Consider the following 22,077-nt stretch of genomic DNA (forward strand, 5'->3'; position numbering starts at 1 on the left):
AGTTAAACTTACATTTCTTTATTAGCTAGTTGTCCACAAGCAGCATCAATATCTTTTCCGCGACTTCTACGCACTTTTACAATAATTCCACTTGCTTCAAGCGCTTTTATATACGCATTTATCGATTCATCTGAAGCTTGTTGAAATTCGCCGTCATCAATAGGATTATATTCAATTAAATTTACTTTGCATGGAACATATTTACAAAATTTGACAAGCGCGTCTATTGATTCTTTATTGTCATTGATATCTTTCCAGACCACGTATTCATAAGAGATTTTACTTTTGGTTTTTTTATACCAGTATTCTAAAGATTCTCTTAAATCAGCCAAAGGAAAGTTACTACTGAAAGGCATAATCCGAGCACGAATTTCATCAATGGCGGAGTGTAAAGAAACCGCCAATTTAAACTTTACCTCATCATCAGCTAATTTTTTAATCATTTTAGGCACTCCCGAGGTTGAAACCATAATTCGCTTTGGAGACATCCCAAGGCCCTCTGGCGAAATTATCATTTCTATTGCTTTTAGCACATTATTATAATTCATTAGAGGTTCTCCCATTCCCATGAAAACAATATTAGAAAGTGGATGATTATAGTACAACCTACTCTCTTTGTCTATAGCAACAACTTGGTCGTAAATTTCAGCAGGTTCTAAATTTCGCATTCTTTTCAGTCGAGCTGTGGCACAAAAACTGCAATCTAAACTACAACCTACTTGGCTAGAAACACATGCTGTTGTTCTGGTATTTGTAGGAATCAAAACACTTTCAACAACTAAACCATCATGCAAACGAACAGCATTTTTCACGGTTCCGTCTTCACTGCGTTGCATTGTGTCTACTTTGATATGGTTGATAACAAAATGAGTTTCAAGCCTATTTCTAGTTTCTTTTGAAATATTAGTCATATCCTCAAAACTATGCGCTCCTTTGCTCCATAACCATTCATAAACTTGATTGCCACGGAAGGCTTTCTCTCCATTCACTATAAAAAAATCTCGTAATTGTTCTTTAGATAAAGCGCGGATGTCTTTTTTATCAATTTCCATGGTGCAAAGTTAATTACAATTTTGAATAATACTTGATTTTTCTGTTTTTGCTAATTATTTAACTGAAGAGTGTTAGGATGACTTGCCTAACAATTCGTTGAGTTGAAATAAATATGAAGTCTTAAGCGAAGTACTCTGGCAAGGAAAAGAAAATTTAATCACATGATGTTGTGATGAAAGAAACAAAAAAAGACATTCGAAATATTTAAAAAAGACGGCTTAATGGACTTTAATTTCCAAAGCTCAATGTTGAAACAAAATTGAATATTTAGAAAATCGATGGTCAGAAACAGAAGTACTAAATTTTAAAAGCAAAGTTGAATGCTCCGTTAATTTATTATTGAAAAATAACAAAATAATTTCCGAATCAGATTATAAAACATATCACCATTTATTAAAATATTGAAAATGAAACTATATATTTGTTGCGATTTTAAAATAATTACCGAGATTTGAATACTTTTAAACTAAAATAATGCACTTTATTTCCCAAGAATTAGAAGACTATATTGAACAATATTCTCAAAAAGAACCTGCTTTATTGGCAGCTCTAAATAAAGAAACTTATCAAAAAATCTTACTTCCTAGAATGTTAAGTGGACATTTTCAAGGACGTGTTTTGAGTATGCTATCTAAATTGATTCGTCCGCTACACATATTAGAAATTGGTACTTTTACTGGATACTCCGCTTTATGTTTATGTGAAGGAATGCAAGAAAACGGCACATTACATACTATCGACATTAAAGAAGAATTAGTAGATTTTCAACGAAAGCATTTTGATAAATCTTCGTGGGGAATACAGATACATCAATATTTAGGAGAGGCGGTTGCAATAATTCCAACAATCGATTTAAAATTTGACTTAGTATTCATCGACGCAGATAAAGAAAATTACCTCAACTATTTTGAACTGATTTTGCCAAAAATGAATAAAGGCGGAATTATTTTATCAGATAATGTTCTCTGGAGCGGAAAAGTACTTGAAACTTTAAACCCTAAAGATATAAGTACAAAAATCTTATTAGAATACAATACACTTCTTGCAAATGACTCCAGAGTCGAAACTGTTTTATTACCTATTCGAGACGGATTAACTGTTAGTCGCGTGCTGTAAATATTTCGAAGGAAGCGGGAAATATCGTTGTTGCGCTATTTTATAAATTTTAAACATCAAAAACCCAAAAACAAATCCAAATAAATAACCGGTAAGAATATCAATTGGGTAATGCAATCCTAAATAAATTCTGCTATAGGCAAAGATAAAGGGCCATAAAAACAATAGTGAAAAATATTTAAAGTAAGATCTAAGTGTAAAGTAAATTAGCGTTGCTACGGCCATTGAATTTGACGCATGTCCTGAGAAAAAACTGAATGAATTTCTCACTTGAACAACTCGAATAAAAGAATTAATTTCTGGATTGTTGCAAGGGCGCAACCTTTCAAAACCATTCTTAAAAAGATTAGTCATTTGATCTGTAAAGGTAACAAGTACCGCTACAAAGAAAAGCAAATAGAGTGTTTGTTTTCCTCCTAATTTCTTGAAAATAACATACAATAGTAATAAAAACAGCGGAATCCAGTTACTTTGCCTGGTAATTAATAACCAAAGAGCATCATAAGTGGAAGAACCTAAACCATTAAGAAAAACAAATAAATCAGTGTCTAAAGTCAGTAGTTTTTCAAGCATTACATTTGACGTTTTACTGGCCCTGAAATATCTTCTAGCACTTCTTTAGTAGAATTTAAGGGTGCACTAATATCATCAATCATATTATCTTTTGCTTTGTTAATTTCTGTAGTGATATTTCCTGCTAAATCGTTATACTGCGCAGTCTCGCCTAACAAATTATTTTTGACTTTATCAATTTCTGATGTGAGATTAACTCTCAAATCACCTAAAGATTTTGAATCAAATCCATTTGTCTCAGCTCCCTTTTGAATTTCACTTTTAATATCATTTGTAGCGTTTTTCAATTGCGCCATTGCTTTCCCCATTGTTCGAGCAATCTCCGGAACTTTATCGGATCCAAAAAGCATTAAAACTATAAACATGATGAAAATTAATTCGCCTCCACCTATACCAAACATATATTTTGTTTTTTATTGTTACAAAGATACCATATTTTGAATATTTGACTTTTAATTATTTCATAAAAAAAAAGACTCCTTGCAGAGTCTTTTTCTAAGTTAAAATTTTATTAGTCAAATTTCGATTTTACTTCTTCTTTTGGCCAAGTGTTATTGGAAACATCAATATCAGCAGTTTCAAGTTTTGGATCTAACTGAATTTTTTTAATTGCTTTTTCAGTAGCATAAATTTTCTTCGCAGTATCATTATTTTTTCTCCAGATTTGTGCGGGATATTTAAACAACTCTTTCGAGTCATCTTCATACGTTAATTCAACAATAATAGGCATTAACATTCCTCCAGGCTTATTGAATTCTACTTCATAAAAATATTTTGGGGATTTCAAATTTGATTTTTCATCAGCACTTAATTTAGTGTTAACATAATCTGCTAATAAATCAACATCACTAAGCATTAATGCTTTTTTACTTTTTGCTGATAATTCTTCGCTAGTACTTGGAACTAAATATACAAATGGCCCTTTCTCTTCACCAAAACGACCTCTTCTTACAACCGCGTCCTTTAATTCTTTAGTTGCTGTCTCTGACACATAATATTGTTTTACTTCTTTTATTCCAATATCGACAAAATCAGTAGAATAAAACCATCCTCTAAAAAACCAATCTAGATCTACTGCTGAAGCATCTTCCATGGTTCTAAAAAAATCTTCAGGAGTAGGGTGCTTAAATTTCCATCGATTTGCATATATTTTAAAAGCATGATCGAATAACTCTCTGCCCATTATAGTTTCCCTAAGAATATTTAATCCCGTTGCTGGCTTGCCATAAGCATTAGCACCAAATTGAACTATCGTTTCTGAATTTGACATTATTGGCTCTAAGAATTTCTGATCACCGCTCATGTAAGGAACAATTTTGCTCGCTGGACCACGACTAGAAGGGAAATTAGTCCCCATCTCTTGCTCAGCCATGTACTGCATAAAAGTATTTAAACCTTCGTCCATCCACGACCACTGACGCTCGTCAGAGTTTACAATCATCGGAAAGAAATTGTGACCCACTTCGTGAATGGTAACGCCAATCATTCCGTTTTTAATTCGTTCACTCACTACTCCTTTTTCATCAGGACGACCATAATTCCAACAAATCATAGGATATTCCATTCCTTGATCTTCTGCAGATACAGAAACTGCTTTTGGATAAGGATAATCAAATGTATGTGCGGAGTAACTTTTTAAAGTATGCGCAACTGTACGGGTTGCTGTTTCTCCCCAAAAAGGATTTGCCTCTTTTGGATAAATAGACACTGCCATTACTGACTTATCATTTAATTTAACAGCCATCATATCAAGAATAAATTTTCTTGATGTGGATATTCCAAAATCACGTACGTTCTTTGCACTAAATTTCCATGTTTTCTTTTTATCAGAGAATCCTTTTTCGGCTGCTTCTGCCTCGGCTTGCGTTACAATAACGACTGGCTTATCATAGGTTTTTAGTGCAAGTTCATACCTTTTTACTTGTTCTGCTGTAAACACTTCGCTCCTATTTGTCAAATCGCCTGTTGCCTCCATCACGTGATCTGCTGGAACAGTTATATTTACATCAAAATTCCCAAAAGGCAATGTAAATTCTCCCGTTCCCCAAAACTGCATATTTTGCCAGCCTTCCACATCATTATAAACCGCCATTCTAGGATAAAACTGCGCAATTACATATAACTTATTACCATCTTTTTCAAATAGCTCGTATCCTGAACGTCCTCCCTCTACGCGATAATTATTAACATTATAATTCCATTTGATACCAAAAGAATATTTCTCCCCTGGCTTCATAGGTGTTACAAGATTAATACGCATCATTGTCTCATTTATGGTATAGGATAAAGGATTGCCTTTACTGTCTTTAACTGATTCAATATTAAAGCCTCTCTCTAAATCTTGTTTTAAAAATTTATTAGCAAAGTTAACTGCTGGAAATACCTGCTCCATTCTTTGACTTTCTACCAATGGAGTTTGAGACGTTTTAGCCGCTTGATTTTGATCTAATTGTACCCACAGATACTCTAAAGTATCCGGAGAATTGTTGTGATAAGTTATAATCTCTGAACCTTTTATTGCAGACTTTTTATCATCAAGCTCAATATCGATTTTATAATCTGCTTGTTGTTGATAATAAGCTGGTCCTGGCGCGCCTGAAGCAGTCCGAAACATATTAGGTGTTGCCAATAAGTCATACATTTGACTAAACTTATTCGTGTCATACCTTCCGGTTTGCTTAGGAGCTGTTGTTGCTTTTTCCTGCGCGAATAAAAAAGCTGGCAGGAATAATAGAAAAGATAATTTTTTCATAGGTTGGATTCTGGTTTTAAAGCTGTGAAAATAAGATTATTTATGAAATATTTCAAATTTATTAGTGATTTATTACACCTGTAGATGAAGATTCAGTAAAAAGTAGTGTGTTTTTGACTCCTAAAATAGAAAAATGCATGATATTTTGCTGTTCAGAGTTCCCCTCCGTGATTACAGCATTAAAAACTTCAAGAGAGTTAATTTTAGGAATATCTTTCACATTGAAATAGCAAATAAGAACGTCGCCATCCATTTCTTTACTTAAAAAATTTATAATTTTAGATTGACCATTAACTTTAATGACAAACTTCTCATTCATATACTTCTTAAAAAAAATCATGTCTTGTTCTGTTTCTTTCTGTGAACCTAAATTGATTTTCTTTTGATATTTTTTACTTAGTGCGGATTCCAAGTCATCTACAAATATCCGAGCTGTGATTTGGAGCATTTTTTTTTCGGCAGCGTAATTTACTTGGTATAGTGAAACATAAAATTTATGTATGCTAAATGAAGATACGGTAAAAAAAAGTAAACCAAAAAAAGTAATTAAAAGGGTTTTTTTCATTTTTCAAAAGTAGTAATTCTTTTAAACTCTTCGTTCTTAGTAATTAAAAAATCAATCAACATAAATTCATCCTCCTCTTTCAAAAGAGTTTTTGATTTAGGATCAGTTTCACAATAATCAAGAAATAGACCTATTTCTTCTGTTTTTAAATTTAAAGTATTAGTAAAAAAATAGCGATCCAACCCATTTGCAACAGCATCGGAGAAATCAACTTTTTCATTCAAATTTACTTTTTCTGAGTCTTTTTTAAACACTTTAGACACCATCTTAAAAATTCGAACAAAATCCATTCCGTTCTCTATAGTTCCATTTGATGGCATGGTCCTATTTATAGGTGTAGATTTTGCGTCATCAGTAAATTTTAAGTCCACCATTGATTGTGAACTAGGTAATGCAGGTTTAATATCCATTTTTCCTTTTACGACAACTTCCTTAAGTAGGGTAGTCTGAGACTCAAGATTAACCAGGTATAATGGTTTCATGAAATCTTTTTGCTGAATTATCATTTTCTTTGACCTAAAAGCTGAACTAAGAACTAACAGCGTATCATTGGCTTGAGCCAAAATATCAAAGAATCCTTGATTACTTATAAAAGTCCGCGTTTTTGAATTCAAATTAAAAACGTAGCCGTTGTCCACTAGCGCTGCTTCATTAGTAAATTGACCATGTAACGATTTTCGGTTTTCGTTTTGCGCGAAGGAAATTTGGCAAAATAATATAAAGCTAACTATTATATATTTAGTTTTCATAAGATGTAATTTGTTAATTATTGTTAGTAAGTAAAGTTTTGAATTCTTCCGCTAAAGCGCCCATATAAAAAGATATTTGTGTCATATTTTTAGTATCCAAAACCTTTTTAAAATTTTCATTTTCAACTATATAATATTTAAAACTAGCTATGTTTTCACTTGGTATTTTTAGATTTCTTATAAAGTATTCATCATCATACAATTTAGATATAAATTTAATATTAGATTCCTTCTTTTCTACAGTAACTATTTTTTTCAACCTTTTTGTTCTACCATTTATTTTATTAATCAATGGGTCAAGTGGCATGGAACCACCTAATAAATTGAGCAACATGACTGGCTTGAAGTCTCCAGCAGTTTGCAGGCGGCGTTCTGCCGTTGTATAAGTGACCGGAGCTTTTGTTACAATACCAAGCGAAAGAACATTCAAACTTTTACTATTTACAACGACTTCCTCTAGTTTTATTACTCCGGGATGCATTGTAATTGCTAAAACCCCAATTTGTATATCGTCACGTCCAACTATTCTTTTATATGTTTCAAGATTTAATGCTGAAAACATCAAAACATCATTTGCTTTAGCTAAGATGGAAAACTCTCCATTACTATTTGTTACGGTAGTTTCTTTATTGTTTAAATTTACTACATTAATTCCATAAGCACTACTAGAATCGATTGTAATTTTTACTCGTAAAGGTTTATTAACAATGGTTTGTCCAGATATATTTTGAAATATTAAAAATAAGAAAATAATCAAACTTTTACGTCTCACTGCAGTTTATTACTTTGTTCTAAGGATTAGAAAGTTTTATAATTAGGAACATTGCCACCCATTTAGCATTTGCATTTATTGCTTTGACAAAATCAGTATCTCCTACCAAATAATAGTAGAAACCTTTGATATAATCAAAAGAAATTTTTGAAGTGTTTGTGTAGTATTCATCAGAAAAAATTTTTCCTGATTTCTTAATTAATACTAAATCCTTCTCTGTTTATATTGCTTTTTATAGCGCTGGATTTTTACTAGTAATCATAATATTAAGCACATCCAATTGCCCTTTTGGCTGCAATTAGTTACCTAATTTTACGATTTTATGAATCTTTTTGAATCATACCTAAATCTCAAGTATTAAAATACATGAGAAAATTCTATTTACTTTCAAGTGTGACTATTTCGTTATATTTTTCAGCTAATTTAACTATTAAAAACAACGCCATTGATTTGTTCTTTATCCGCAGCGCGTTAGCCATAGCTGCATCTTCAATACAGTAATATTGAAATCCCTTGATATAAAGTTCAGGTATTTTTAAAGTCTCAATATAATAACTATCTTCAAAAAGCATGTCTATTTTTGCTAATAACTGTTCTTTTTTCTCAACAATTATTTCCTTTTTTATCATTGCTTTACGTCCAGAAATCGTGTTTAAAAGTCCATCGATTCCTCCGCCTGAAGTAGCTGTATACAGTCGACGTTCTGCTGGCGAGTATTTTTTTTGACCGTATGGAATAATTCCTAAACTTTCAGCTGAAATTGACGATTCATTGACAATTACTTCTTTTAATAGAATACTTTTTGCTAATACTGCAACTTTTATATATCCTGATTTTAAGTCTTTTTCATCAATTTTTCGCCTGACTGTTTCTAAATTTAAAGCAGAAAATAAAAGCACGTCGCCTAATTTTACTGCGATAATAAAAGAGCCGTCCCCAGTTGAAAATACTGTTTTTTGAGAATCAACATTTAGTATTGAAACACCATCTACCGCAACAGAATCAGCGATAATTTGACCCTTGATTTCTAATGAATGTTCCATTTGTCCAAATGTAATTTGGATTAGAAGAAGAAAAAGAACTTGTATTGTATTTTTAATTTTCGCTTGCAATTATTTCTCTGTATTGAATTGCTAAATCACCGATAAAAAAGGTAGCTAAAGCAGTATTATTTGACTCTAAAATTTTTATAAATTCTTTGTTTTCTACAATAAAATACTTAAAGCCTTTAACATATATGACAGGAATTTGTAACTTAGTCGTAATATATTCTAAAGGAAATATATTTTCTATTTTTTTTAAATATCCTTCCTTTTTTTCGACCTCAAGATCTTTTTTTAGCATTTTTGTTCGCCCTGATATCCAGTTCATAAGCGGATCAAGAGAAGCTGATCCGCCCATCATTGTCCCCACATTTGCGGAAGCATTAAGATCTGTAGCCGTATACAATTTTCGTTCTGCTGCGGTGTAACTTTTTTGACCTTTCGGAATAATTCCTAATGAAACTGCATTAATACCTCCGTTTACAATTACCTCATCTAATTGATTAATTTCTTGCTTTAATTGCACTACTAAATTTTGTTGTTCTAAGTCTTTCTTGGTGACTATTATTTTAGTTTCTATAATTTGGAAACCAGAAAATACTAAAATATCATATTCTTTCGCTAGGATATTAAAATATCCCATCATATTAGCAGTAGAAACTGCTTTAGTTCTTTCGTTAAGAATATAGACTGTATCTAAACCTGTAAAATCAGCAACTACTTTACCGCTCAATTGATCACGAGGTAAATCTTGCGCTGACACTTGCATCGCATACACAAGTAAAAACAAAGAGAAAAGTCTTGTCATTTTAGAAAAGAGAATATTACTACCTGGTAAAAGTATCCAAATGCCCTCCAAATAAATTACTAATGCCTTGGTAAAAAAATGTTAATTAAATATTTGAAATAAATTATACGAATCGATACCTTTAGCATAAATTTTAATCCTAATGAAAAACATAATTATAGCAAGCACTTCAACACTTTCAGGTCAAAAATATCTGGATTATTTGTTACCAACTTTAGAACTGCATTTTCAAAACTGTGAAACCATTCTTTTTATTCCTTATGCAAGACCAAGCGGGATTTCTCATCAAGGATATACCGATATGGTGCAATTGGCTTTCGCCAAAATTAATAAAAAAGTAGTAGGCCTTCATGAATTTGACGATGCTACAGAAGCCATAAGAAACGCGTCTGGCATATTTACTGGTGGTGGGAACACCTTTGTACTCGTGTCACAATTGCATAAAAATAATTTAATGAATGTTCTCGCAGAAACCATTAAAAATGGAACGCCGTATTTAGGAACAAGTGCCGGAAGTGTAATATGCGGTCTCACGATGCAAACTACTAATGATATGCCAATAGTTTACCCATCTAGTTTTCAAACTTTAGGCGTAATCTCATTTAATTTGAATGCACATTATTTAGATCCTGACACATCATCAAAGCACATGGGTGAAACACGAGAAACACGTATCAAAGAATTTCATGCATACAATTCAGCACCTGTTCTAGGTTTGAGAGAAGGAAGCTGGCTGGATGTAAAAGGAGATAAAATTATTTTAAAGGGAGAATTTACAGCGAGACTTTTTAAACAAAATCAAACTCCAGAAGAATTGGAAACTGGAACTGATTTGAGTTTCATAAAGTAATCTATGAATAAGACTTGAAATTTATAATAATGCACTGTGAATCGCAGGATAATTAACTGTAAAAACAAGTAAAACTTAATAAGAAGTGTTATTTAAAATTACTGACTTTAATTTCGATTATCTAGGAAATTTTGCCTTATTTAGTTAAAGAAAATTAATTCAATTTATTACAATTAGGTTAAATTATGTTGCGCAAAAACAAGAAAATCGAAGGTGTCAAAAAACAAAAAACCTCAAACTGTGTTTGAGGTTTTAGAGCGAAAGACGAGGCTCGAACTCGCGACAACCAGCTTGGAAGGCTGGAGCTCTACCAACTGAGCTACTTTCGCATGACAACAAAAAACTGAAGTTTCTTTTAAAATGAAACTTAGAGCGAAAGACGAGGCTCGAACTCGCGACAACCAGCTTGGAAGGCTGGAGCTCTACCAACTGAGCTACTTTCGCATTAACAACGGTGCAAATATAATTAATAAGTTTGCTTGAATGCAAGTTTTTTTCTTAAAAACTCTTAAACAACGTTTGATGAAATATAGTAATTAGTGCAATTAAATTGCTAAAGAATTTAAAATTAAATTATTATGACTTTAAATCCGACATAAAAAAGTTTAAAAATTATGCAAACAATAAAAAAAATAACGGCATTAGAGACTTTTCCTGTCCGACATCCCGTACTTAGAAGTGGCAAATCAATTGAAAGTTGTCATTTTGACGGAGATAATTTAAAATCTACAGTTCATTATGGATTATTTATTCTTGATAGTATAACAGGAGTGATATCGTTATTTAAAACGAAAAATAATTTATTTCCAAATCAAAAGCAATTCCAAATTAGAGGTATGGCGGTTTTGCAAGACTATCAAAAGAAAGGGTTCGGAGCCAAATTAATTTTAAATGCCGAGAAATATTGCAAGGAGCAAAACACAGACTTGATTTGGTTCAACGCTCGTAAAGAAGCAATTGAGTTTTATGAAAAAATGGGATTCAAAACCACAGGAAAACCCTTTGAAATTAAGGACGTGGGAGAACACACAGTTATGTACAAATATTGTAAAACATTACTGTAAAAGATAGAACGATTAAAATAGAAATTAAGTAATAGACTGATTACCAAATTTAGAAACTCTTGAAGGATGGTAGATGAAGAAGCAAGATTTATCTTTTATGGTTGTGATAATATCTTTCGAAAGTTCAACTGGAACGGCAGGACAGCCTTGACTCCTTCCTAATCTATGATTATTTTTAATAAATGAATTTGAAACGTAATCAGCAGCGTGCATCACTACTCCGCGAGCTCTTGCATTATCATTCACTCCTTTTTCAAGACCATCTAAACGAAGAGACATTCCGTGTTTTCCGTTATAAATTTCTCCCGTAGCATAAAATCCTAAACTACTTTTGTAAGATTCAGATGCATTAGAAAAATTTGAAGCAAATTCTTCTCCTGTGTTTCTACCATGTGCAACTAGAGAATTGAATAGAACATCTCCAGTTGATAAATCAATTACCCAGAGCCTTTTAGTGTTTGCAGATAAACTAAAATCTATTATTGTCAAAATTTCTTTTTTAATTAGGCCTTTTTCTTTTAATGAATAATACCCTTTTAATGCCTCAGCAAAACTCTCTAAACGTGGCAACTCAAATTTTGTAGAATGCAAATTGTTATATGCATTTTCAATTCTAGCTTCCATGCTCGTTTCCAAATTATTAGCATAAACAGCCAAAATTGGAATCTTTGTTTCAGTAGTGATTTTAGGATTAGAAAATGTAGAAAAGAAGAAAAATAATATAGTAGGAATTATTGTATAAACCATTGAAAGTGTATGTGTTATAAATTAGTAGGGATTACAAACGTACAGTAAAAAGTGTAAATATGCAGGTCTTTAACATAATTTTATTTCTATTGTAACGAAAAATAACAATATTTATTTGCACATTAATCAATAATAAGGCAATTGTTATGTTAATTTTGTTATTTTTGTTTTGAAACACCCACTTTTTATGTCGAAATTATCTTTTAAAACCCTACTAGTTTTAATATTTCTTAGTTTTAATTCATTCAGTCAAAAAAAAACATTAGTATCAAAATCCACCACCGAAAGTATTGTTGTTGATGGTAAAATAAATGAAAAAGTTTGGAATTCAGCGGCAGTTGCCTCTGAATTTATAATGTTTGAGCCAGATAATGGTAAGCCGATAAGTCCAGATAAAAGGACAGAGGTGAAAATAGTTTATGACAACACTGCAATTTATATTTCGGCTCTATTATATGATAATGAACCCGACAAAATTCAAAAAGAAATTACAAATAGAGATGTATTTGGAGTTTCTGATCATTTTTCAGTTTATATCAACGGTTTCAATGATGGTCAACAAGACTTTAGATTTTTTGTAAGCGCTGCGGGTGTACAAATGGACTGTTTAGCCACCGAAGATTTTGAAGATTTTACCTGGGACGCCATTTGGGATAGTGAGGTAGTAATTACTGAATTTGGATGGGTTGTTGAAATGAAGATTCCTTATGCCGCATTGCGATTTGGAAAAGCTGAAAAACAAGTCTGGGGTTTAAATTTCATGCGTGAAATCAAACGAGACGTTCAAAAATACACTTGGAATCGCGTTGATACTAAGATTGGTGCGATTATTCCACAGGCAGGAATACTTGAAGGCATTGAAAACATTCAAACTCCTACACGATTATTTCTTATTCCTTACACATCCGCTTATTATCAGCAAAGCGATATTGGTTCGGATAGAACTTTTAAAGCAGGATTAGATATTAAATACGGTATAAATGACTCTTTTACACTAGATGCAATTTTAATTCCTGATTTTGGTCAAACAAAATTTGATAATGCAATTTTAAATTTGCTTCCATTCGAGCAAAAATTCGAAGAAAACAGACCGTTTTTTACAGAGGGAACTGATTTATTCAATAAAGGTAATTTACTATACTCTAGAAGAATTGGTGGCGAACCAACTACTATACCCAACACATCTGATGCGGAAGAGATAACTAATTATCCAAGCACCGTAAATTTACTTAATGCTGTCAAAATTTCAGGTCGAACTGAAAAAGGCCTAGGAATAGGTTTTTTAAATGCGGTAACAGAAAAAACTCGCGCCACAATTTTTAACAACGATACGCAAGAGTTTCGCAAAGAGGTTATTGAACCTTTGACTAATTACAACATGATTGTTCTTGATCAGCGTTTCAATCAAAACTCATCCGTTACTTTTGTTAATGCTAATACCACCCGAAATGGAGCGTTTAGAGATGCAAATGTTTCGGCATTATTATTTGATTTAAACACAAAAGCGAATACCTATAATTTGTACGGTGATTTTAAATACAATTCTATTAATACCATTGAAGATTACGATGGCTTTAAAACTGAACTTGGACTTGAAAAAACAAGTGGAAAATATCGATATGGATTTTCTGGAAAATATGTATCTAAGAATTATGATGTAAATGATTTAGGAATAAATTTCTACTCTAATTATCATAATGCTTACGCACACGCTAGCTACAGAATAGTAAATCCAACTAAAGTTTTCAATACTTTTAGAATTAATGAATACGTAAATTTTGAAGTAGATAACACCTCCAAGAAACTACAGACTGGAGCTTTTGGAACTGAAATAAAAGCGACTACATTAGGTAATCATACACTTGAGCTTCTACTGGAATTATCACCACTTGAAACATTCGATTTTTATGAACCTCGAGAATATGGTAAATATGTTTTTATTCCTGAAAAAGTTATTTCAATAGTTAATTTCACTTCCAATGATAATAATGCTTTTACAATAATTGCCCAACCTACATTTACAAAGTTCAATGAAAAAGGGAGGAATACATATGGTTTTTATTTTGGTCCAAAATACCGTTTCAACGATAAATTTTCATTAGCCTACGCAGCAGAGTACACAAAACTGAATAATGATCGCGGCTGGGTTGGCTTTGAAAATTCTGATATTATATTTGCACAGCGCAATCGAGAAATACTCCAAAATGATCTTGTTGGAAAATATTCTTTAAACAATAAAATGACAATTAATTTAACTGCAAGATATTATTGGTCATATTCTAAAAACAAAGATTTTTTAACTTTGAAGGATGGTGGTTATCTCATCCCAAACAACACTTACAATTTAAATAAAGATAGAAATTTCAATTCCTGGAATTTTGATTTATCTTACTCTTGGTGGTTTGCGCCCGGAAGCGAAATATCAATTTTATACCGCAGTTATGGATTGGAAAGAACGAGTCAAGTTGAAAAAGATTTATCAAGAAATCTCAAAAATATCTTTAATAGTGACCTTACAAATGTGCTATCGATAAGTGTTCGCTATTTTATTGATTATAATACAATAAAAAACAAATTTTAATTTATAAAAAACTGTAACAATCATTTGAAAAGGGAGTCTATTAAACCAAACTCTTAAGTGTATTGGTGATTTATTACTTTGACGCTATTACGTTTTTACAAATTAGCATCAATCAATCAATCAATCAATCAATCAATCAATCAAACGTTACATGAAAAATCAATTTTTAGTCTGTCTTTTACTCTTTTCGATCTTTGGCTACAGCCAAAAAAAAACACTTCAAACAAAATTTATTTCTGAAAAAATAGAAATCAATGGTAAGCTAGATGAGGGCATTTGGCAATCAGCAGCTGTTGCAAGTGACTTTGTAATGTTTGAACCTGACAATGGAAAACCAATCCCAGAAAATAGAAAAACCGAAATTCGTGTTCTCTATGACAATGATGCAATTTACATAGGTGCTATATTGAACGACGAAAATCCAGAGAAAATTTTAAAAGAAGTTACCCAAAGGGATGATTTTGGTACGGCCGATCTTTTTGGTGTTTTTATTAATGGTTTCAATGATGGACAACAAGATTTTCAGTTTTTTGTAAATGCCGCAGATGGACAAGCAGACTGTATCACTACAGATGCAAATGGAGAAGATTATTCTTGGGACGCTGTTTGGACAAGCAAAGCGGTGATTACTGAGAAAGGTTGGACTGTAGAAATGCGAATTCCTTATGCAGCGCTCCGGTTTTCAGCAGAGAATAAACAAACTTGGGGACTTAATTTTTTTAGAGAGATAAGGAGAGATCGTTTCAAATATAGTTGGAATTTCATTGATTCTAAACTGGGAACCTTTACACAACAATCGGGAATTTTAGAGGGAATTGAAAACATTAAACCTCCTATCCGTCTCTTTCTTTTGCCCTACTCTTCATTTTATATAAACGCTAATGCTAAGCAAAAAACTTTTGGAACGCTGAAAGGCGGATTAGATTTAAAATATGGAATCAACGATGCGTTTACGCTGGACATGATCCTTGTGCCTGATTTTGGTCAGACTAAATTTGATGATCAAATTTTAAATTTAGGTCCATTTGAACAACAATTTAATGAAAATAGACCCTTTTTTACAGAAGGAACGGATTTGTTTAGTAAAGGCAATTTAGTTTACTCACGAAGAATTGGTGGAAACCCAAGCAATTATCCTTCGGTTGCGGCTAATGAAGAAATAATTGATAATCCTGCTGGAGTAAATTTAATAAATGCATTAAAAATTTCAGGGCGAACAAAAGATGGATTGGGAGTAGGCGTTTTGAACGCAGTTACAGAGAAAACGGTTGCAATTATTAGAAATACGAGCACGCAAGAAGTACGTCAGGAAGTTGTGGAACCCCTTGCTAATTATAACGTTTTAGTATTAGATCAGCGCTTTCGCAAAAATTCTTCAATTGCTCTTATCAATACTAATGTTACTCGAAATGGTAGTTTTAGGGATGCAAATGTGACTGCATTAGCTTGGGATTTAAACACGAAGAAAAATACTTATAATCTTGCAGGCGATTTTAAATACAGTGTGGTAAATAATTTAGAGGATAAAAAAGGAATTAATTCTCAACTTAATTTTTCAGAAACAAATGGAAAATTTAGATATGGAGTTGGGGCTGACATCACCACTAAAGATTTTGATAATAATGATTTAGGAATAAATTTTGAAACTAATTATTACAGTTTTTATGGAAATACCAGTTATCGAATTTTGAATCCAACAAAGTATTTTAATAATTTTAATACAAGAATAAATGCTTATTCTCAGTTCCAAAAGGAGACCGGTAAAATTCAGTCTAGTAATATTAATGCAGAAATTAATATTAAAAATAAAAAAAATCATTTCTTAGGAATAGGCTTTGATGCTAATCCTATGGAAACCTATGATTATTATGAACCAAGAACTGCTGGTCGCTTCATAATACTTCCTACTAGAATTAGAGGTGCTTTATCTTTATCTACAAATTATAATAATCGATTTGCTCTTGATTTTAACCCATCATACACCGCATTTAATGAAGCTGGTAGAAATTCGTATGCTTTTTCTGTTGGTCCTCGATATCGTTTTAGCGATAAAATAGGTTTAAATTATAATTTTAGCTTTTCAAGACAAAATAATAATAAAGGATTTATGGACAGTGTTGATGATGATTTAAGTGCAAGTACTCCAAATTCATTACTTTTTGCAAATAGAAATGTGATTACCTATTCTAACTCCCTTTCTGGAAAATACGCCATTAATAGCCAAATGACTTTTAATATTTCTTTACGTCATTACTGGTCTTATGCCGAAAATAAAAACACATTAGCTCTGCAAGAAAATGGCCGACTAACGGATTTTACAGGATATGACATTAATAAAAACTCTAGTTTTTATTCTTGGAACGCTGATGTTTCCTATAACTGGTGGTTTGCTCCCGGGAGTCAAGTTTCTATTTTATATCGCAATAATGCAGGCGCATTTGAAAGAAATATCAATAAAGATTTTAGAGACAACGTTACTAATTTATTGAACAATGATGCACTAAGCCACGTTTTTTCTATTAGTGTTCGGTATTTTATCGATTACAATCAGGTGAAGAATAAATTCTAATTGTCATAATATTAATATTTTGAAGCTTCAATAACAAATTCACGAAATTTTATTGGTGTTCATCGCTGATTCGACAATTGTTAATAGCACAAGACTAACGTTTTTTAGAAAAGCTTATATTTGCTTAAAATAAATTTGCGATGAATAAAAAAGTAATTCTTATGATATTGGACGGCTGGGGTAAATCTCCAGATCCAAAAGTTTCTGCAATTGACAATGCAAATATCCCTTTTATAAATAGTTTATATAAAAAATATCCCAGCGCACAACTTCGCACAGACGGTTTGAACGTAGGCTTACCAATAGGTCAAATGGGTAATAGCGAAGTGGGTCACATGAATCTAGGAGCTGGTAGAATTGTGTATCAAGATTTAGCTAAAATTAATTTGGCTGTTGCTAATGATACATTAGCTAAAGAACCGGTATTAGTGGAGGCTTTTACCTATGCTAAAATTAGTAATAAGAAAGTCCATTTTTTAGGACTTTTATCTGATGGAGGTGTTCACTCGCACACTTCACATTTACGTGGATTAATAGATGCAGCGCAGCAATACGGTTTAGAAAAAGTGTACATCCATGCTTTTACTGATGGTAGAGATGTAGATCCTAAATCAGGGAAACATTACATTCAAGATCTACAAAATTATATTGCTAATACGAGTGTAAAACTAGCTTCAGTAATAGGAAGATATTACGCAATGGATCGCGATAGACGCTGGGAAAGAGTAAAACTTGCCTATGATTTATTAGTAAACGGCATTGGAACTCACTCTACTGATGCAGTTGCCTCAATTGAACAAAGCTACGAGGTCAATGTCACAGATGAGTTTATTCATCCCGTTATACTGGTTGATGACTTTGACAAACCACTTGCGCTTATTGAAGAAGATGATGTAGTTATATTCTTTAACTTTAGAACAGACCGTGGACGAGAATTGACTGAAGTTTTAACGCAAATAGATTGTCATGAACAGAATATGCACAAATTAAAATTATACTTTGTAACATTGACAAATTATGACGAAACCTATCACAATATAAAAGTTGTTTATAATAAAGATAACATCACTGAAACTTTAGGTGAAGTTTTAGAAAAAGCACACAAAAAGCAAATTCGCATTGCCGAAACGGAGAAATATCCGCATGTTACATTTTTCTTTTCGGGTGGTCGTGAATTGCCTTTCATTGGCGAAAGCCGTATCCTAAAAAGCTCACCAAAAGTGGCTACTTATGACTTGCAACCTGAAATGAGTGCGTTTGAACTAACAGCAGCCTTAGTTCCAGAACTTAATAAGAAAGAAGTTGATTTTGTTTGTTTAAATTTTGCTAATGGCGACATGGTAGGACATACTGGAGTAATGAATGCTGCAATAAAAGCTTGTGAAGCGGTTGATAAATGTGTTGAAACGGTTATAAAAGCAGCTTTAGAAAATGATTACACAACAATTATTATTGCTGATCATGGAAACTGTGAAACAATGATTAATCCAGATGGAAGTCCAAATACTGCTCACACTACAAATCCAGTTCCAATTATACTAGTGGATAAAGATTTAAAACAGATTCATGATGGCGTTCTTGGGGACATAGCTCCTACAATACTCGAATTAATGGGAGTTGAAAAGCCTAAGGTGATGACCAGTCATTCCCTGCTGTAGATTACATTTTAACCTAGATTAAAAGCCATTTCTAAAAATGGCTTTTTTCATAAATAAAAGTTAAAATTCTAATTTAATAGTAATGCTATTATATTTGCAATTAATTTTGATAAATATTTAAAAGTTGATAAAATGCAAACAAAATTACTACTCACCATCCTATTTTTAGCATCGAATATAATTTTTGCTCAAACAAAAACAATTCGTAATAAAGAATTTACAAACATTAATGAGGCGATGAAAAAACCAGAAATGGTTTATATATTAAATTTAAGCAATCAAGATGTAAATGCTCTTGAGATTGAGTGGTCAAAATTTATAAATATTGAATATCTTAATTTAAGAAATGATGGTTTAAATATAATTCCTCCTGCAATAACTAAACTAAAAACTCTAAAAATAATTGATTTAAGTGGTAATACTTTTGAAAGTCTTCCTAGTGACTTTTCTAATTTAACGCAACTTGAAGAGGTGTTTTTAAATGACAGAAAAGATGCTAACTTACCTAAGACACTAAATATTCTTGCTAAACTACCCAATTTAAAATCTTTACATTTAGAAAATGATGGATTAAAATTAATTCCAGATGAAATACTTTTTTTTAAAAAATCTTGAAAAATTATTTTTAGCCAATAATGAACTAGAAGCAGTACCACAAATTAAACCTTTGAAAGAGTTGAAATATCTTGATTTGAGATCAAACCGAATAAAACCTGAATTACAAGATGTAAGACAATTGAATTTTGGTTTTATAATTAATTTCTAAATCCCTAGAAATATTAGTTCGAGTAGTTAAAAAATAGGAATCAAAAATTATTGAAATGAATACCATCTTATCTAATTTAAAAATTAAAGTCAACGAAAAAATCTATATTAAAGATCCTGAAACATCAGCTCTAGGCAAAAAAATATTAAAGTATAGTATTTTATTAATTGATGAAATTGGTTTTGAGAATTTTACATTTAAGAAATTAGGAGAAAAAATTGGATCAAATGAAAGTTCCATATATCGTTATTTTGAAAGCAAACATAAATTACTGGTTTATTTATCCTCCTGGTACTGGTGCTGGATGGAATATAAAATGGTGTTTGCAACAACAAATATTTCTGATCCAAAAGAAAGACTTATGAATGCCATAAAAGTCATCACTGAAAAAATCATTGATGATCAAAATACGGAACATATTAACGAAGCTATTATGAATAAAATAATAATCGCCGAGTTTACTAAAACACTGCATACTAAAGAAGTAGATAAAGAAAATAAGGAAGGCTATTTCCTGATTTATAAAAGAGTAATTAATAGAATAGTAAATATAATTAATGAAGTAAATCCTAAGTATCCATTTGCAAAATCATTAGCATCTACAATTGTCGAAGGCAGTTTACATCAGCATTACCTTGCAGAACATTTACAAACTATCACAGATTGTAATGAAACTGTAACTCCTACACATTTTTACATTAGCCTTGTTGAAAATGTTTTAAAACAATATAAATAATAAATTTTCTTTATGACTCCCTTAAAACGATTTTACAAATTACTAGAACTAGACAAGAAAGATGTATATCAAATTATTTTTTACGCCACCTTTGCAGGCTTAGTTAGCTTATCATTACCCTTAGGAATTCAAGCAATTACAAATCTCATTCAATCAGGAAGAGTTAGCGCGTCTTGGATTGTATTAATTGTCTTAGTCGTCTCTGGAGTTGCATTAGTGGGAGTTTTATCGCTCATGCAGCTCCGAATAACCGAAAATTTACAGCAAAAAATATTTGTACGATCCTCTTTTGACTTCGCAGCTAGGCTACCTAAGATAAAAACAGAAATGTTCTATAACTCCTACCCACCAGAACTTGCCAATCGGTTTTTTGATACAATGTCAATTCAAAAAGGAACTTCTAAATTACTTATTGATTTTTCGGCCGCACTCTTACAAATATTTTTTGGATTGATTTTGTTATCATTCTATCATCCCTTTTTTATAATATTTGGCGTATTACTATTTTTTCTTCTTTATTTTATATTTACGTTTTCATACGCTTCAGGGGTAGAAACAAGTTTGAAAGAATCAAAATTTAAGTATAAAGTTGCCAATTGGCTTCAAGAGATCGCTCGCAATAGCTTCAGTTTTAAAAGTGACTTAAATTATAATTATAGTTTACAAAAAAATAATGATTTAGTAGCTAAATATTTAGGCTATCGTGAAAAACATTTCAGCGTCATAAAAAGACAATTCACGCAACTAATTATTTTTAAAATGATTGTAACTGGCGGATTACTTTCAATGGGAGGTTATTTACTCCTTACGCAACGAATGAATATTGGGCAATTTGTAGCAGCCGAAATAATCATTTTATTAGTAATCACATCAGTTGAAAAAATCATTATTGGTTTGGAAACCTTATATGATGTTCTAACTTCTATTGAAAAAATAGGACAAGTAACTGATTTAGAGCTAGAATTAACAGAAACAATTACAACTGACACTTGCTTTACAAATATCTCATTAGAAACAGAAGGATTATCATTTAAATTCCCTGATTCAACTAAAGATGTTTTATCTGAAATTTCATTAAAAATAGAACAAGGCGAAAAAATAGTAATTGAAGGTGCGAATGGTTCAGGAAAAACAACGCTTATTAGAATTTTATCTGGTTTGTTACAACCAATTTCTGGTTACTTCTATATCAACGATAATACATTTAAAAAAATAAATTTAAGACAGTATCGTTTGCAGATTGGAAGCATTATTGACGGCGAGACTCCATTTGAAGGTACTTTACTTCACAACATCACGTTTAATGATGACTCGATTACTTCTGAAGATTTAAAATGGGCAATCGAAGGGGTGCAGCTTCTACCATTTATTAAATCTTTACCTAAAGGTATAGATACTCATATATTTCCTGAAGGTAAACAATTATCTTCTTCCAATGCACAAAAATTATTACTTGCAAGAAGCATTATTCATAAGCCAAGGATACTTTTCTATGAGGATCCAACTGATGTGATGGATGAAAAAGTGGCTAATGAAATTATTGATTTTATAACATTGGATAAACATAAATGGACAATTATTGTTTCTTCAAAAAATCCTTATTGGAAAACTAAATCTACACGTACAATTGTAATGAACAACGGTACTATTCAATTAGACATGAAAAATAATTAGT

Annotated in this window: 20 protein-coding genes and 2 tRNA genes; 10 read left to right on the forward strand and 12 right to left on the reverse strand. The window is 31.7% G+C overall.

Annotated features, from left to right (window positions below; genetic code table 11):
- Positions 1–8 precede the first annotated feature (8 nt).
- Positions 9–1,052 (reverse strand): dual-specificity RNA methyltransferase RlmN, encoded by a 1,044-nt coding sequence (gene rlmN, locus BUA99_RS07745; protein ID WP_072990422.1) that lies wholly within the window; start codon positions 1,050–1,052, stop codon positions 9–11.
- A gap of 475 nt (positions 1,053–1,527) precedes the next feature.
- Between rlmN and BUA99_RS07750 the strand changes: the two genes are divergently transcribed.
- The gene (locus BUA99_RS07750) at positions 1,528–2,169 is read left to right on the forward strand and encodes an O-methyltransferase (RefSeq protein ID WP_072990425.1); all 642 of its coding nucleotides are present in this window, start codon (positions 1,528–1,530) and stop codon (positions 2,167–2,169) included.
- On the opposite strand, the gene BUA99_RS07755 is transcribed toward BUA99_RS07750, so the two are convergent.
- From BUA99_RS07755 to BUA99_RS07790, 8 genes are all read right to left on the reverse strand, one after another.
- A complete protein-coding gene (locus tag BUA99_RS07755) occupies positions 2,146–2,742 on the reverse strand; it encodes a phosphatase PAP2 family protein (RefSeq protein WP_072990428.1) in 597 nt (198 codons plus the stop codon). The two genes, BUA99_RS07750 and BUA99_RS07755, sit on opposite strands and share 24 nt — an antisense overlap.
- Positions 2,742–3,143 (reverse strand): Sec-independent protein translocase subunit TatA/TatB, encoded by a 402-nt coding sequence (locus BUA99_RS07760; RefSeq protein ID WP_072990431.1) that lies wholly within the window; start codon positions 3,141–3,143, stop codon positions 2,742–2,744. Before BUA99_RS07760 ends, BUA99_RS07755 begins: the two co-directional genes overlap by 1 nt.
- Before the next feature lie 110 nt (positions 3,144–3,253).
- Positions 3,254–5,494 (reverse strand): M1 family metallopeptidase, encoded by a 2,241-nt coding sequence (locus BUA99_RS07765; protein WP_072990433.1) that lies wholly within the window; start codon positions 5,492–5,494, stop codon positions 3,254–3,256.
- Between the two features lie 61 nt (positions 5,495–5,555).
- Positions 5,556–6,059, reverse strand: a complete 504-nt coding sequence (locus BUA99_RS07770; RefSeq protein ID WP_072990436.1) for a DUF6702 family protein — start codon at positions 6,057–6,059, stop codon at positions 5,556–5,558.
- Positions 6,056–6,808, reverse strand: a complete 753-nt coding sequence (locus BUA99_RS07775; protein WP_072990439.1) for a BamP family beta-barrel-assembly machinery protein — start codon at positions 6,806–6,808, stop codon at positions 6,056–6,058. Before BUA99_RS07775 ends, BUA99_RS07770 begins: the two co-directional genes overlap by 4 nt.
- A gap of 13 nt (positions 6,809–6,821) precedes the next feature.
- Entirely contained in the window at positions 6,822–7,580 is a 759-nt protein-coding gene (locus BUA99_RS07780) for a hypothetical protein (RefSeq protein WP_072990441.1), read from the reverse strand.
- A 377-nt stretch (positions 7,581–7,957) separates the two neighbouring features.
- Positions 7,958–8,623, reverse strand: coding sequence for a hypothetical protein (locus tag BUA99_RS07785; RefSeq protein WP_234972928.1), 666 nt, complete (start codon positions 8,621–8,623; stop codon positions 7,958–7,960).
- A 52-nt stretch (positions 8,624–8,675) separates the two neighbouring features.
- Positions 8,676–9,431 (reverse strand): peptidase associated/transthyretin-like domain-containing protein, encoded by a 756-nt coding sequence (locus tag BUA99_RS07790; RefSeq protein WP_072990447.1) that lies wholly within the window; start codon positions 9,429–9,431, stop codon positions 8,676–8,678.
- A 142-nt stretch (positions 9,432–9,573) separates the two neighbouring features.
- On the opposite strand from BUA99_RS07790, the gene pepE reads away from it, so the two are divergent.
- Positions 9,574–10,281 (forward strand): dipeptidase PepE, encoded by a 708-nt coding sequence (pepE, locus tag BUA99_RS07795; protein WP_072990450.1) that lies wholly within the window; start codon positions 9,574–9,576, stop codon positions 10,279–10,281.
- A 256-nt stretch (positions 10,282–10,537) separates the two neighbouring features.
- Here pepE and BUA99_RS07800 read toward each other — a convergent pair.
- Positions 10,538–10,610: transfer RNA gene (locus BUA99_RS07800), tRNA-Gly, on the reverse strand.
- 42 nt (positions 10,611–10,652) lie between these two features.
- Positions 10,653–10,725 (reverse strand) — tRNA-Gly (locus BUA99_RS07805).
- A 170-nt stretch (positions 10,726–10,895) separates the two neighbouring features.
- Between BUA99_RS07805 and BUA99_RS07810 the strand changes: the two genes are divergently transcribed.
- Positions 10,896–11,345 (forward strand): GNAT family N-acetyltransferase, encoded by a 450-nt coding sequence (locus BUA99_RS07810; protein WP_072990453.1) that lies wholly within the window; start codon positions 10,896–10,898, stop codon positions 11,343–11,345.
- A 24-nt stretch (positions 11,346–11,369) separates the two neighbouring features.
- Here the strand turns inward: BUA99_RS07810 and BUA99_RS07815 are convergent, their stop codons facing one another.
- On the reverse strand, positions 11,370–12,092 hold the full coding sequence (locus BUA99_RS07815; RefSeq protein WP_072990456.1) for a murein L,D-transpeptidase catalytic domain-containing protein: 723 nt from the start codon (positions 12,090–12,092) through the stop codon (positions 11,370–11,372).
- A gap of 187 nt (positions 12,093–12,279) precedes the next feature.
- Between BUA99_RS07815 and BUA99_RS07820 the strand changes: the two genes are divergently transcribed.
- From BUA99_RS07820 to BUA99_RS07850, 7 genes are all read left to right on the forward strand, one after another.
- A complete protein-coding gene (locus BUA99_RS07820) occupies positions 12,280–14,673 on the forward strand; it encodes a DUF5916 domain-containing protein (RefSeq protein WP_072990459.1) in 2,394 nt (797 codons plus the stop codon).
- A 151-nt stretch (positions 14,674–14,824) separates the two neighbouring features.
- Positions 14,825–17,242 (forward strand): DUF5916 domain-containing protein, encoded by a 2,418-nt coding sequence (locus BUA99_RS07825; RefSeq protein WP_072990461.1) that lies wholly within the window; start codon positions 14,825–14,827, stop codon positions 17,240–17,242.
- Between the two features lie 140 nt (positions 17,243–17,382).
- Entirely contained in the window at positions 17,383–18,900 is a 1,518-nt protein-coding gene (gpmI, locus tag BUA99_RS07830; protein ID WP_072990464.1) for a 2,3-bisphosphoglycerate-independent phosphoglycerate mutase, read from the forward strand.
- Positions 18,901–19,032: 132 nt separating this feature from the next.
- Positions 19,033–19,515 (forward strand): leucine-rich repeat domain-containing protein, encoded by a 483-nt coding sequence (locus BUA99_RS07835; protein ID WP_072990466.1) that lies wholly within the window; start codon positions 19,033–19,035, stop codon positions 19,513–19,515.
- Entirely contained in the window at positions 19,487–19,666 is a 180-nt protein-coding gene (locus BUA99_RS07840) for a leucine-rich repeat domain-containing protein (protein ID WP_072990469.1), read from the forward strand. Before BUA99_RS07835 ends, BUA99_RS07840 begins: the two co-directional genes overlap by 29 nt.
- A 55-nt stretch (positions 19,667–19,721) precedes the next feature.
- Complete coding sequence (locus BUA99_RS07845; protein ID WP_072990471.1) at positions 19,722–20,402, forward strand: TetR/AcrR family transcriptional regulator; 681 nt, start codon at positions 19,722–19,724, stop codon at positions 20,400–20,402.
- A 12-nt stretch (positions 20,403–20,414) separates the two neighbouring features.
- Entirely contained in the window at positions 20,415–22,076 is a 1,662-nt protein-coding gene (locus BUA99_RS07850; protein ID WP_072990472.1) for a peptidase domain-containing ABC transporter, read from the forward strand.
- Position 22,077: the final 1 nt, after the last annotated feature.

The organism is Flavobacterium segetis, from assembly GCF_900129575.1.
GTDB lineage: Bacteria > Bacteroidota > Bacteroidia > Flavobacteriales > Flavobacteriaceae > Flavobacterium > Flavobacterium segetis.

What these genes read in the sequence shown, in the direction of transcription:
- BUA99_RS07815 (WP_072990456.1), bottom strand. Translation starts at nt 12,092, where the DNA reads ATGGTTTATACAATAATTCCTACTATATTATTTTTCTTCTTTTCTACA.
- BUA99_RS07760 (WP_072990431.1), bottom strand. Translation starts at nt 3,143, where the DNA reads ATGTTTGGTATAGGTGGAGGCGAATTAATTTTCATCATGTTTATAGTT.
- BUA99_RS07850 (WP_072990472.1), top strand. Translation starts at nt 20,415, where the DNA reads ATGACTCCCTTAAAACGATTTTACAAATTACTAGAACTAGACAAGAAA.
- BUA99_RS07820 (WP_072990459.1), top strand. Translation starts at nt 12,280, where the DNA reads ATGTCGAAATTATCTTTTAAAACCCTACTAGTTTTAATATTTCTTAGT.
- gpmI (WP_072990464.1), top strand. Translation starts at nt 17,383, where the DNA reads ATGAATAAAAAAGTAATTCTTATGATATTGGACGGCTGGGGTAAATCT.
- BUA99_RS07825 (WP_072990461.1), top strand. Translation starts at nt 14,825, where the DNA reads ATGAAAAATCAATTTTTAGTCTGTCTTTTACTCTTTTCGATCTTTGGC.
- BUA99_RS07840 (WP_072990469.1), top strand. Translation starts at nt 19,487, where the DNA reads ATGAAATACTTTTTTTTAAAAAATCTTGAAAAATTATTTTTAGCCAAT.
- pepE (WP_072990450.1), top strand. Translation starts at nt 9,574, where the DNA reads ATGAAAAACATAATTATAGCAAGCACTTCAACACTTTCAGGTCAAAAA.
- BUA99_RS07785 (WP_234972928.1), bottom strand. Translation starts at nt 8,623, where the DNA reads ATGGAACATTCATTAGAAATCAAGGGTCAAATTATCGCTGATTCTGTT.
- BUA99_RS07845 (WP_072990471.1), top strand. Translation starts at nt 19,722, where the DNA reads ATGAATACCATCTTATCTAATTTAAAAATTAAAGTCAACGAAAAAATC.
- BUA99_RS07770 (WP_072990436.1), bottom strand. Translation starts at nt 6,059, where the DNA reads ATGAAAAAAACCCTTTTAATTACTTTTTTTGGTTTACTTTTTTTTACC.
- BUA99_RS07765 (WP_072990433.1), bottom strand. Translation starts at nt 5,494, where the DNA reads ATGAAAAAATTATCTTTTCTATTATTCCTGCCAGCTTTTTTATTCGCG.
- BUA99_RS07775 (WP_072990439.1), bottom strand. Translation starts at nt 6,808, where the DNA reads ATGAAAACTAAATATATAATAGTTAGCTTTATATTATTTTGCCAAATT.
- BUA99_RS07790 (WP_072990447.1), bottom strand. Translation starts at nt 9,431, where the DNA reads ATGACAAGACTTTTCTCTTTGTTTTTACTTGTGTATGCGATGCAAGTG.
- BUA99_RS07750 (WP_072990425.1), top strand. Translation starts at nt 1,528, where the DNA reads ATGCACTTTATTTCCCAAGAATTAGAAGACTATATTGAACAATATTCT.
- rlmN (WP_072990422.1), bottom strand. Translation starts at nt 1,052, where the DNA reads ATGGAAATTGATAAAAAAGACATCCGCGCTTTATCTAAAGAACAATTA.
- BUA99_RS07835 (WP_072990466.1), top strand. Translation starts at nt 19,033, where the DNA reads ATGCAAACAAAATTACTACTCACCATCCTATTTTTAGCATCGAATATA.
- BUA99_RS07810 (WP_072990453.1), top strand. Translation starts at nt 10,896, where the DNA reads ATGCAAACAATAAAAAAAATAACGGCATTAGAGACTTTTCCTGTCCGA.
- BUA99_RS07755 (WP_072990428.1), bottom strand. Translation starts at nt 2,742, where the DNA reads ATGCTTGAAAAACTACTGACTTTAGACACTGATTTATTTGTTTTTCTT.